This is a genomic window from Halomonas sp. NCCP-2165, from assembly GCF_023708045.1.
Classification (GTDB): Bacteria; Pseudomonadota; Gammaproteobacteria; order Pseudomonadales; family Halomonadaceae; genus Bisbaumannia; species Bisbaumannia pacifica.
Genome location: NZ_BRCY01000019.1, coordinates 64831 through 75591, shown reverse-complemented (window position 1 = coordinate 75591; position 10761 = coordinate 64831). Strand labels below are relative to the sequence as shown.

Annotated in this window: 11 protein-coding genes; 10 read left to right on the top strand and 1 reads right to left on the bottom strand. The window is 69.7% G+C overall.

Translation table 11 applies throughout. The annotated features are described in order from the left end of the window. From NFU04_RS11235 to NFU04_RS11210, 6 genes are all read left to right on the top strand, one after another. Positions 1–849, top strand: an 849-nt coding sequence (locus tag NFU04_RS11235) for a DNA polymerase III subunit gamma/tau C-terminal domain-containing protein (protein WP_285835145.1), incomplete at its 5' end; no start/stop codon positions are given. 45 nt (positions 850–894) lie between these two features. Beyond that, positions 895–1221 carry a YbaB/EbfC family nucleoid-associated protein gene (locus tag NFU04_RS11230; RefSeq protein ID WP_251309524.1) on the top strand — a complete coding sequence of 109 codons (327 nt, stop codon included), beginning with the start codon at positions 895–897 and terminating at the stop codon, positions 1219–1221. Continuing rightward, on the top strand, positions 1221–1826 hold the full coding sequence (recR, locus tag NFU04_RS11225; RefSeq protein WP_251309523.1) for a recombination mediator RecR: 606 nt from the start codon (positions 1221–1223) through the stop codon (positions 1824–1826). The genes NFU04_RS11230 and recR overlap by 1 nt, the downstream gene beginning before the upstream one ends. A 30-nt stretch (positions 1827–1856) precedes the next feature. Then, positions 1857–2987, top strand: a complete 1131-nt coding sequence (gene rnd / locus NFU04_RS11220) for a ribonuclease D (protein WP_251309522.1) — start codon at positions 1857–1859, stop codon at positions 2985–2987. Beyond that, positions 2984–3280, top strand: a complete 297-nt coding sequence (locus tag NFU04_RS11215; RefSeq protein WP_198058053.1) for a YcgL domain-containing protein — start codon at positions 2984–2986, stop codon at positions 3278–3280. The genes rnd and NFU04_RS11215 overlap by 4 nt, the downstream gene beginning before the upstream one ends. A 17-nt stretch (positions 3281–3297) precedes the next feature. Beyond that, complete coding sequence (locus NFU04_RS11210; protein ID WP_251309521.1) at positions 3298–3744, top strand: YcgN family cysteine cluster protein; 447 nt, start codon at positions 3298–3300, stop codon at positions 3742–3744. Here the strand turns inward: NFU04_RS11210 and NFU04_RS11205 are convergent. Beyond that, the gene (locus NFU04_RS11205; protein ID WP_251309520.1) at positions 3741–5837 is read right to left on the bottom strand and encodes a S9 family peptidase; all 2097 of its coding nucleotides are present in this window, start codon (positions 5835–5837) and stop codon (positions 3741–3743) included. The genes NFU04_RS11210 and NFU04_RS11205 overlap by 4 nt on opposite strands. A 72-nt stretch (positions 5838–5909) precedes the next feature. On the opposite strand from NFU04_RS11205, the gene NFU04_RS11200 reads away from it, so the two are divergent. The 4 genes from NFU04_RS11200 to NFU04_RS11185 all read left to right on the top strand — a co-directional run bounded on the left by NFU04_RS11200 (position 5910) and on the right by NFU04_RS11185 (position 10742). Further along, positions 5910–6323: a hypothetical protein gene (locus NFU04_RS11200; RefSeq protein ID WP_251309519.1), complete on the top strand. Its 414-nt coding sequence runs from the start codon at positions 5910–5912 to the stop codon at positions 6321–6323. Between the two features lie 9 nt (positions 6324–6332). Then, positions 6333–8102: a vWA domain-containing protein gene (locus NFU04_RS11195; protein ID WP_251309518.1), complete on the top strand. Its 1770-nt coding sequence runs from the start codon at positions 6333–6335 to the stop codon at positions 8100–8102. Next, on the top strand, positions 8095–8886 hold the full coding sequence (locus tag NFU04_RS11190; protein WP_251309517.1) for a class II glutamine amidotransferase: 792 nt from the start codon (positions 8095–8097) through the stop codon (positions 8884–8886). The genes NFU04_RS11195 and NFU04_RS11190 overlap by 8 nt, the downstream gene beginning before the upstream one ends. A gap of 191 nt (positions 8887–9077) precedes the next feature. Next, a complete protein-coding gene (locus NFU04_RS11185) occupies positions 9078–10742 on the top strand; it encodes an AMP-binding protein (RefSeq protein WP_251309516.1) in 1665 nt (554 codons plus the stop codon). Positions 10743–10761: the final 19 nt, after the last annotated feature.

Here is a 10761-nt window from a genome sequence, read left to right as displayed (position 1 = left end):
ACACCGCCCAGCCCCCCCGCGGCGGCGGCCCAGGAGCCGGAGGCATCCCCCCAGGCGGCCGTCCCGACGCCTCGCCCGGAAGTGGCTCCCGAGCCGGCGTCGCAGGAACCGCCGCCCTGGGAGCCTTATCCCGAGGCTATCCCCGAAGCCATGCCCGAGGCGTTTGCACCGGAGCCCGAGGCGCTGAAGCCAGAGACGCCGGAACCGGTGCCGCCTGTCGAGGCGCTGAAGCCAGAGACGCCGGAACCGGTGCCGCCTGCCGAGGCGTTGAAGCCAGAGACGCCGGAACCGGTGCCGCCTGTCGAGATGACCGCACCGGAACCCTCGACGACAGCCGAGACACCGGTCGAGCCGCCTGCCGCGACGCCGGCTTCGCCAGTGGCCGAGGCGCCCGATGCTCCCCCGGCAGCGATGGCCCCCGCGTCGCCGCAGGCCCCCTCCACGAGCGGCCTGCTCGATCAGGCCGATTGGCTGAATCGCTTCGAGAGCCTGGGACTGGGGGGCCTGACCCGTAACCTGGCGGCCCACTGCGTGGTGGAGGGTGATGATGGCCAGACCCTGCGTCTGCGTCTCGACCCTTCCCAGTCGGCCATGAATGCCGAGGTGCATCACCAGCGTATCCAGGCGGCGCTGGCCGCCCAGGATCTCCCGCGCCGCCTGGTGGTCGACGTGGCGGAGTTGCCGGCGGGCGTCGAGACGCCCCAGGCCCGGGCCGAGCGCCTGGCCGCGGAGCGTCATGCCGAGGCGGTGGCGGCCCTCAAGGCGGACCCCCGGGTGCAGCAGCTGCAAGAGACCTTCGGTGCGCGGCTCCAGGAGAGCAGCGTGACCCCACAGACGCCGACCTCCTGAGGCGGCGTATCGAGCTATTCCCACGACGAGATAGAGGACCACGCCATGATGAAAGGTGGAATGGGTAACCTGATGAAGCAGGCCCAGGAGATGCAAGAGAAGATGCAGCGGGCCCAGGAGGAGATCGCCAAGGCCGAGGTCACCGGTGAGGCCGGCGCCGGCATGATTCGGGTGACCATGAATGGCCGCCATGACGTCAGTCGCGTGGAGATCGACCCCGGCGTCATGGAGGAGGACAAGGAGCTCCTCGAGGACCTGCTGGCCGCGGCCGTCAATGATGCCGTCCGCAAGGTGGAGGAGAGCTCCCGTTCGCGGATGGAGGAGGTGACCGCCGGCATGAACCTGCCCCCCGGCTTCAAGATGCCGTTCTGATGAGCTTTTCGCCCCTGGTCGAGCGGCTGATGGAGTCGCTGCGGGTGCTGCCCGGCGTCGGACCCAAGACCGCCCAGCGTATGGCGCTGCACCTGCTCGAGCGTGATCGTGAAGGAGGGCGGCGGCTGACCGCCGTGCTCGGCGAGGCCCTGGAGGCGGTGGGTTACTGTCGCCGCTGTCGGACCCTCACCGAGGAGGAGGTCTGCACCCTGTGTCGCAGCACGCGGCGCGACGAGCGGGTGCTGTGCGTGGTGGAGTCACCGGCGGATATGCTGGCCATCGAGGAGGCGGGAGGCTACCAGGGGCAGTATTTCGTGCTCCACGGCCACCTCTCGCCGCTGGACGGGATCGGCCCCGAGGATATCGGCCTCGACCGCCTCGAGACGCGCCTCGCCGAGGAGCCCATCGAGGAACTGATCCTGGCCACCAACCCCACCGTGGAGGGGGAGGCCACCGCCCACTATATCGCCAGCCAGCTCCAGGGACGGCCGATTCGCCTGTCGCGGCTGGCCTATGGCGTGCCCATGGGGGGCGAACTGGAATACGTGGACGGCGGTACCCTGAGTCGTGCCTTTCTGGGGCGTCAGCCCTTCGCCGGCTCCTAGCGTCGGCCCCCTTCAAGTTTGGAAACCAAGATGTCCCTTGACCCCGAGATTCGCTGGATCGATACCCCCGAGGCCCTGGAGGCCGCCTGTGCCGAGCTGGCCCGGGCCGACACCCTGGCGCTGGACACCGAGTTCTTCCGAGAGTCGAGCTTCTACCCGGTGCCGGCCCTGGTGCAGCTCTATGCCGGGGGCACGGTCTATCTGATCGACCCCCAGGCGGTGGCCGCCACCCCGGCGCTCAAGCGCCTGCTCGGCGAGGGGGCGGTGAAGCTGCTGCACGCCAGCAGCGAGGATCTGGAAGTGCTGGCCACCTGGGCCGGGGTGCTGGTCGCGCCCCTGGTGGACACCCAGGTGGCCCAGGGGCTGCTGGGAGAGGATCCCGCCATGGGCTATCAGCGCCTGGTGGCCCACTGGCTCGGCGAGACTCTGCCCAAGGACGAGACCCGCTCCGACTGGCTGGCGCGGCCCCTCTCCGAGACTCAACTGCGTTATGCGGCCCTGGACGTGGTCTATCTGCTCGAGGTGTGGCAACACCAGAAGGCCGCCCTGGAGGCCGCCGGCCGGCTGGGCTGGCTCGAGGCGGAGTGCGACACCCTGCTGGCCCAGGCCGGGCGCAACGACGAGAGCGATGCCCAGTGGTACCTGCGCCAGCGCCAGCTGTGGAGGCTGGCACCGCGTCAGATCGAGGCCTATCGTCGCCTGACCACCTGGCGCGAGGGCGAGGCGCGGCGGCGCAACCTGCCGCGGGGCTGGCTGGTCAGCGACAAGCTGCTGTTCGCCATCGCCGAGCGGATGCCGGAAAACCGCCATGAGCTGGCCCGGGTCGATGGCCTCAAGCCGAGCCAGATCAAGCGCGACGGCGACCCGCTGCTGGCCCTGGTCAAGGAAGCCAAGCATTGCGACGAGGCCGAGCTGCCCGCGGCCTTGCCGGTGCCCACTAGCCCGGCCTTCAAGAAGCGGCTCAAGGCCCTCAAGCGGGTGGTCACTGCCGAGGCCGAGGCCCTGGGCGTGGCGCCGGAGCTGCTGCTCAGGCGTCGTGACCTGGAGGCGCTGGTTACCGCCCATCTGAACGGCGGCGTGCTGCCGCTGCCCGGGGGCTGGCGGGGCGAACGCCTCGCCGCCGCCCTGTCCCATGCCCTCGACGAGGTAGTCACCCCATGACCGATGACAAGATCCTGTGCGAGATCTACAAGAGCCCGCGCCGCGATGAGATGTACCTCTACGTGGACAAGCGCCGCGGCCTGGCCGAGGTGCCCGAGGCGCTGCTGGAGCGCTTCGGCAAGCCCCAGGCGGCACTGACCCTGATCCTCACCGAGGACAAGCCCCTGGCTCGCGCCAAGGCCGCCGACGTGATGGCCGCCATCCGCGACAAGGGCTACTACTTCCAGCTGCCGCCGGCCCGGGAGGAGTATATGCTCGACCTCTATCGGGCCCCCACCGAGGCCCGCTACTGAGCGGCGACGAGGCGATCATGCGCGAACGTTTCTGGGAGCGGTATCCCCTGCATGAACTCACCGCCGAGGAGTGGGAAGCGCTCTGCGACGGCTGTGGTCAGTGCTGCCTGCTCAAGCTGGAGGATGCCGACACCGGCCAGGTGGCGGTGCTCAACGTGGCCTGCGAGCTGCTGGATATCCCCAGTTGTCGCTGCAGCGACTATGCCAATCGCTTCGACCGGGTGCCGGGCTGCACCCGGCTGACCCTGGAGCGGGTCGAGCAGTTCCGCTGGCTGCCCCACTCCTGTGCCTACCGGCGCCTCTACGAGGGACGCAAGCTGGCCGCCTGGCACCCCCTCAACGCCGGCGACGACCGGCGCCTGCGCCGCAAGGGCATCGATGTGTCGAGCTTCGCCGTCTCACAGCGCGAGGTCCCCGAGGAGCACCTCGAGGACCATATCATCGCCGTGTTACCTATCGATTAAGCTTCTGCCAGCCCCAGCGCCCAGAGGATAAAGGCATCCTGGCGGGCGTTATCCCGCCATGCCTTGAAGCGCCCGGAGGCGCCGCCATGCCCGGCGCTCAGGTCGCTGCGCAGCAGAATCGGGCGGGGGCCCCGGGTCGGCGTCTCGCCCCGGGCCAGGGCCAGTTCCGTCAGGCGCGCATAGAGCTTGGCGGGCTCCCAGTAGGGGACTCGGGTATCGTGCCAGCTGCCCTGCAGGAAGAGCGCCGGATAGGGGCGATCCTCCAGGTTATCCAGGGGCGAGTAGTCGCGGATGCGCCGACGGGCGTCCGGCTCGTCCGGGTTGCCCCACTCGGTGTACTCGGCGGTGGTCAGCGGCAGGTCCGGGTTCTCCATGGTGCGCAGCACATCGACGAAGGGCACGTCGAGCACCGCCGCGCAGAAGGCCTGAGGCGCCAGGTTGAGGCTGGCGCCCACCAGCAGGCCGCCGGCGCTGGCGCCATAGGCGGCGATGCGCCGGGCGTCGCTGATGCCCTGGGCGACCAGGGCGTCCCGGGCCGCCAGGAAGTCGCGGAAACTGTTCTCCTTGTGCTCGAGCTTGCCGGCCAGGTACCAGGGCTCGCCCCGGTCGCCGCCGCCGCGCACATGGGCCACGGCGAAGGCCACGCCCCGGGCCAGCAGCTCCAGGCGGGCCACCGAGAACCAGGGATCCAGCACCTCGCCGTAGGCGCCATAGCCGTAGAGCAGGGTGGGCAGGGGGCCCTGGTCCAGCAGCTCGGCCCGGGCCACCACCGAGACCGGGATGCGTTCACCGTCGTGGCCCTCGGCCCACAGGCGCCGGCAGGCGAGCTGCTCGGGGCGCAGGTCGCCGTGGATGGGTTGCTCCTTGAGCAGGCGCCGCTCGCCGCGCTCCAGGTCGTGTTCCAGCCACCGCACCGGCCGGGTGAAGGACTCCTCCCGCAGGCGCAGCCGGCGGCTATCGAAGTGCGGCATGTCACCCAGCATCAGGCTGCTGGGCACCTCGTCCAGCGGCAGGAGGCGATCGTCATCCAGCCCCCCCTCGGCGCTCAGCTCGAGGACGCGCAGCCGCACCTGGGCCCGGTCGTGGTCCCGCTCGGTGATCACCAGCCCCCAGGCGAAGGCATCCACCCCCTCCAGGGTATGGTCGTCCCGGTGGGCCACCAGGGGGAGCCAGGCGGGTGACGCCTCGCCCAGGGCCTCCGCCTCGGCGACGGCGTCCAGGCAGAAGTGGGTCGCCCGGCGGTTATGCAGCACATAGAAGGTGCCCGGGCGGTGCTCCAGGGCATACTCCACGCCGCTCTCCCGGGGACGAAAGCAGCGCGGCGGCGTGGCGGGGGCGTCGGCCGGAATCAGATGACACTCGCTGGTGTCCTTGGAAGCACTCTCCAGCACCAGCCAGGCCCGGGAGCGGGTCTTGCCCAGGCCCAGCCAGAACTCCGGATCCTCCTCCCGCAGTACCAGGGCCTCCTCGGTGATCGCCGGCGTCGGGCCGGCGAGGTCGAGGCGCAGTCGCCAGATGCTATCCGGGCGCTGGGTGGCGTCATAGCGAGTGAACAGCAGGGTCTGGCCGTCCTCGGCCCAGCTCAGCTCGGGGCCGATCTCCTCCAGCAGGAGCCGCGGTTCGCCCTCGGGCAGTCGCTTGAGGTAGAGGGCGAAGCGCTCGTCGCCGCTGCTGTCTTCGCTCCAGGCCAGCCAGGCCTCGTCCGGGGAGAGGGCCATATCGCCCAGCTCCAGGAAGTCATGGGCCTCGGCCCGGGCCTCCAGGTCGAGGAAACAGGCCTTGGCCTCGGGCTCGCCATTGGGGTGGCGCCACCAGCGCGGGTAGTCCGCCTCGGCGGCGGTCTCGCTCCAGTAGGTGAAGTGATCCAGGGGCGTGGCCAGGCCGGTCACCGCCAGCTCGCGGCGTGCCAGGTGGCCCCGATAGAGGGACTCCGCCAGGGCGTCCAGGGGGGCGAACCAGTGGGCGCACTCGGCATTGGCGGCTTCCAGGAAGGCGCGCACTTCCGGGGCCTGGCGATCCTCGAGCCAGTGCCAGAGGGGATCGTCGGCGCGCCGGAAGCGGGCGACGGGGGAGACGGGCGGCTGTGCTTTCATAGGGCGCGGTGTACCATAGTCGCTGATCACCAAAGACGGCGTGCCGAAGGGGCGCGCTCCGGGAGAGAGTAGATGTTGATTTCCGACTCGATGCCACTGCTGTGGCTGGTCTATGGCCTATTGTCGCTGGTGGTGCTGGTCACTGGCTACCTGGGAATCCGCTTTTTGCCGCGGCTGCCGCGCTGCGTGATCACCGGCGTGGTGGCCGGACTGATCTGGATACCCGGGCGCTTCAGCCTGCCGATCAGCGAGAGCGAGACCTATACCGGGATGGCACCCGCCATCATGGTGGCCGCCGTGGCCTTCCTGCAGGAGGAGGGGGGCGCCTTCGGCAGCGCCTCGCTGATGCTGCTGATGGGGGCCGCGCTCGGCGTGGCGCTCGGCGTGGTGCTCTGGCGACTGACCGGCCGCGGTGCCGTGGCGATTGATGAGGCCGGCGACGAGCCGGAGGCGCCGCCCCGGCGCAAGGAACCGATGATCGGCTAAGGAGCGGCTATGCGTGTCTTCGGGCGGTTGAGCCTGGCACTCCTCTGCGGTGTCCTGAGCGTCGTGACGCCGGTCGCGGCGGCGGAGGCCGACAGCGATGTCCGGGTGCTCTTCGATGTCTCCGGGAGCATGCAGGAGAACGACCCCGAACGCCTCGGCGCCAGTGCCCTGGCGCTGCTGGCGGCCCTGGTGCCCGGCGGTTCCCGGGCCGGGATCTGGTTGTTCGGCGAGACGGTGGAGGAGGCCCTGCCGGTGGGTGAGGTGAGTGCTCGCTGGCGCGACCGGGCCCTGGCACTGCGTCCGCGCCTGGTGGCGTACCAGCAGTACACCGATATCGAGGCGGCGGTGCGCGCCGCCGGCGAGAGCGCCGCCAACGGCCCCCGCCAACTGGTGCTACTGACCGATGGCATGGTGGATCTGCCGGCGGCGGGAGACAAGCGGCGTCGTGACGCCGACTCCCGGCGCCGGCTGCTGACCGAGCTGGCCCCGCGGCTCGCCGAGCAGGGGGTGGTGATCCATACCATCGCCTTCGCCGGCGAGGCGGATCTGGCCCTGGCCGAGCGCCTGGCCCAGTCCAGCGGTGGCCTGGTGGCGCGAGTGGAGAGTGCCGACGGCCTGCTGCAGGCCTTCCTGGATATTCTCGAGCGGCTCTTCCCCACGGACCAGCTGCCCCTGGAGGAGGGACGCTTCGTGGTGGACGAGGGCGTGCAGGGCCTCTCGGCGCTGTTGCTGCGGGACGCCGACGAGGCCCTGGTGATCGTCGACCCGCTGGGCAATCGCCACCGTGCCGAGGCGGCCGGCGACGACCTCACCTGGCTCGCCGAGTCGCACTTCGACCTGGTGCGAATCCGCGATCCCCTGCCCGGCGAATGGCGTATCGAAGGGGCCCTGGATCCGGCCAGCCGCCTGCACCTGGACGCCGACCCGGTGCTGCGTCATGCGCCGCTGCCGGCGACGCTCTATACCGGCTTCCCCCTGCCCCTGGAGGCCTGGCTGGCGCGCGATGGCGAACGCCTCTCTGCTGAGGCGGCGGCGACCTGGCGACTGCGGGCCCGCCTGCAGGGCATCGAGGGCGAGGCGCTGGCGGCCACCGAGCTGCACCCCGAGGGCGCTCGCTTCGTCGGCCGCCTGCCGGGGGCGGAGCTGGCCGGCAATGCGCGCCTGGTGCTGGAGGCGCGTCGCGACGGGGTGCGGCGTCAGCGTGTCCAGGCGGTGAATGTGCTGCCCGCCATCGCGGCCGAGGCCCATGACGACGGCGTCGAACTCGTCGCCCGCCATCCCGGGCTCGACCACGCCAACACCCGGCTCGAGGCCTTCCTGCTCGGCGAGGCCCTGGCGGTGGAGGCCGGCGCGCCGGGTCGCTGGCGTATCGAACCGCCGCCCATCGAGGGCGAGGCCGCCGTGCCCCTGCTGCTGAGTGCCGAGGTCGACTGGCAGGGCGAGACCCTGCGCCTCGACCTGCCGCGGCTGCTGCTCAACCGCGAGGCGCGGCTGGCCCTGGACGCCGCCGAGGGGCCCGAGGTCCTGCACGGCGAGGCCCTGGAAGGCGAGGCCGTCGAGACCCCGTCGCCGCCCGCCTCGCGCACCACCGCCGAGCGGCTCGTCGCCAAGCTCGACGAGCTTCCCGCCGACCTGACCCGCGGCTGGCGGCGCTACCATGACGATCCGCGCCTGTGGGGCGCCCTGGTGGCCCTGCTGTTCCTGCTGGTGATATTCGTGGCTATGAGCGGCGCTCGCCGCCGGGCCCGCCGACGGCCGAGGGAGGAGCCGCATGTGTGAACTCTTGGGCATGAGTGCCAATGTGCCCACCGATATCTGTTTCAGCTTCACCGGTTTCCTGCACCGTGGCGGTGGCACCGGCCCCCATCGTGATGGCTGGGGCATCGCCTTCTACGAGGCGGGGGGCTACCGGGACTTCCGCGACCCCCACCCCTCGGTGGAATCGCCGATCGCCCGGCTGATCCGCGACTACCCGATCAAGTCGCATATCGTCATCAGCCATATTCGCCAGGCCAATGTGGGCCAGATCAGCCTGGCCAATACCCACCCCTTTACCCGGGAGCTCTGGGGGCGCCAGTGGTGCTATGCCCATAACGGCCAGCTCGCCGACTGGCAGGGCCTGCCGCTGAGCTTCTATCGGCCCGTAGGCGGCACCGACAGCGAGCATGCCTTCTGCTACCTGCTCGGCGAGCTGCGCCGTCGCTTCCCCGAGCCCCCGGCGGATCCGGCACCCATGTGGCGGGCGCTGCACGAGCTCTGCGAGCAATTGCGGGGGCTCGGGGTCTTCAACCTGCTGCTCGCCGATGGCCACTACCTCTATGCCTACTGTTCCACCAAGCTGGCCCATATCACCCGCCGGGCGCCCTTCGGCGAGGCGACCCTGTCGGATGCCGAGCTGTGTGTCGATTTCGTCGAACACACCACCCCCGACGATGTGGTCTCGGTGCTGGCCACCGAGCCGCTGACCCATAACGAGGCCTGGGTGCGCATGGCGCCGGGCGAGCTGCTGGTATGGCGAGACGGCGAGATCCGGGCCCGCCTCATCAGCGGCGGCGTTAGTTGAGTCGCTTGCGAAATGCCCGGTAAACCATAGTCTTGAGAGAGGGGGGAACGACACGGGGGAAGGTGTCGAGCACAAAGGCCAACGGTAGTTTCAATCGATCGTTTTACATCCGCCTCGGCCCTGATATAAGGTAGGTCGGTGCCAATAACAAGCGTCGGCCCATGAGCCGACCGCCAACCTGGAGATACGCCATGAGTGAGACTGCCCCGATCCTGAGCGGTCCGGAACTGCAGGGCCTCGATGAGTACCAGTCGGTGATGGACATCTTCCATGCCTCGGTGAAGCGGTTCGCCGACAAGCCGGCCTTCTCCTGCATGGGGCAGGTGCTGACCTATGGTGAGCTCGACAAGCGGTCTCGGGACTTCGCCGCCTGGCTCCAGCACGAGACCGGCCTCGAGCCGGGGGATCGTATCGCCATCCAGTTGCCCAATACGCTGCAGTTTCCGGTGGCCATGTTCGGGGCCATGCGCGCCGGCCTGGTGGTGGTCAATACCAACCCCCTCTACACCGAGCGGGAGATGGCCCACCAGTTCCAGGATTCCGGGGCCAAGGCGATCCTGATCCTGGCCAATATGGCCGACAAGCTCGAGAAGATCCTCGATCAGACCGCCATCGAAACGGTGCTGGTGACCGAGCTGGGCGATCTCCACGGTTTCCCCAAGCGGTTGCTGATCAATGCCGTGGTCAAGCACATCAAGAAGCTGGTGCCCAAGTACGCCTTGCCGCAGGCGATTCCCTTCCGCCAGGCCCTGGCCAAGGGCGCCGGCCAGCGGGTCGAGGAGGCATCGTTTAGCCTGGACGACCTGGCGGTACTGCAGTACACCGGCGGCACCACCGGCCGCGCCAAGGGCGCCATGCTGACCCACCGCAACCTGGTGGCCAATATGCTCCAGGCCCGGGCCGCCATCGGCGCCGGCCTCGGCGAGGGCTGCGAGACGGTGATCGCGCCGCTGCCCGTCTACCATATCTATACCTTCACGGTGAACTGCCTCTTCCTGGTGGAGAGCGGCAACCACTCGGTGCTGATTCCCAACCCCCGCGACCTGGCGGGCTTCGTCAAGACCCTCAAGGGCCTGCCGTTCACCGCCTTTATCGGCCTCAATACCCTCTTCAATGCCCTCTGTAACCGGGACGACTTCAAGGCCCTGGACTTCTCCAAGCTCAAGCTGACCATCTCCGGGGGCATGGCCCTGACCCACGCCGCCGCCGAGCGCTGGGAGCAGGTCACCGGCTGCCCGGTGGCGGAGGGCTATGGCATGACCGAGACCTCGCCCATCGTCACCTTCAACCCGGTGGACGCCATCCAACTGGGCACCATCGGCAAGCCGGTGGCGGGGACTCGGGTCAAGGTGGTGGACGCCGAGGGGCAGGCGCTGCCCTTCGGCGAGGCCGGCGAGCTCTGCGTGCAGGGGCCCCAGGTGATGAAGGGCTACTGGAACCTGCCCGAGGAGACCGCCGAGGCCCTCGGCGAGGATGGCTGGATCGGTACCGGCGATATCGCCGTGCTCCAGGAAGACGGCTACGTGAAGATCGTCGATCGCAAGAAGGACATGATCGTGGTCTCCGGGTTCAACGTCTATCCCAACGAGGTGGAGGACGTGGTGGCCAGTCACCCGGACGTGGTCGAGGTGGCCGCGGTGGGGGTCCCCGACGACAACACCGGCGAGTCGGTCAAGCTGTTCGTGGTCAGCAAGAACCCCGACCTGGACGCCGAGACCCTGCGCGCCTGGTGCAAGAAGGCGCTCACCGGCTACAAGGTGCCCAAGACGGTGGAGTTCCGCGACGAGCTGCCCAAGACGCCCGTGGGCAAGGTGCTGCGCCGCGAGCTGCGCGACGGCGACAAGAGTGCCGCCTGAGAGGACGCGGTTGGGCGCC

Excerpts from the sequence above, each read along its gene's own strand:
- NFU04_RS11200 (WP_251309519.1), top strand. The coding sequence starts at position 5,910 with ATGTTGATTTCCGACTCGATGCCACTGCTGTGGCTGGTCTATGGCCTA.
- NFU04_RS11190 (WP_251309517.1), top strand. The coding sequence starts at position 8,095 with ATGTGTGAACTCTTGGGCATGAGTGCCAATGTGCCCACCGATATCTGT.
- NFU04_RS11185 (WP_251309516.1), top strand. The coding sequence starts at position 9,078 with ATGAGTGAGACTGCCCCGATCCTGAGCGGTCCGGAACTGCAGGGCCTC.
- NFU04_RS11205 (WP_251309520.1), bottom strand. The coding sequence starts at position 5,837 with ATGAAAGCACAGCCGCCCGTCTCCCCCGTCGCCCGCTTCCGGCGCGCC.
- rnd (WP_251309522.1), top strand. The coding sequence starts at position 1,857 with ATGTCCCTTGACCCCGAGATTCGCTGGATCGATACCCCCGAGGCCCTG.
- NFU04_RS11210 (WP_251309521.1), top strand. The coding sequence starts at position 3,298 with ATGCGCGAACGTTTCTGGGAGCGGTATCCCCTGCATGAACTCACCGCC.
- NFU04_RS11195 (WP_251309518.1), top strand. The coding sequence starts at position 6,333 with ATGCGTGTCTTCGGGCGGTTGAGCCTGGCACTCCTCTGCGGTGTCCTG.
- NFU04_RS11215 (WP_198058053.1), top strand. The coding sequence starts at position 2,984 with ATGACCGATGACAAGATCCTGTGCGAGATCTACAAGAGCCCGCGCCGC.
- recR (WP_251309523.1), top strand. The coding sequence starts at position 1,221 with ATGAGCTTTTCGCCCCTGGTCGAGCGGCTGATGGAGTCGCTGCGGGTG.
- NFU04_RS11230 (WP_251309524.1), top strand. The coding sequence starts at position 895 with ATGATGAAAGGTGGAATGGGTAACCTGATGAAGCAGGCCCAGGAGATG.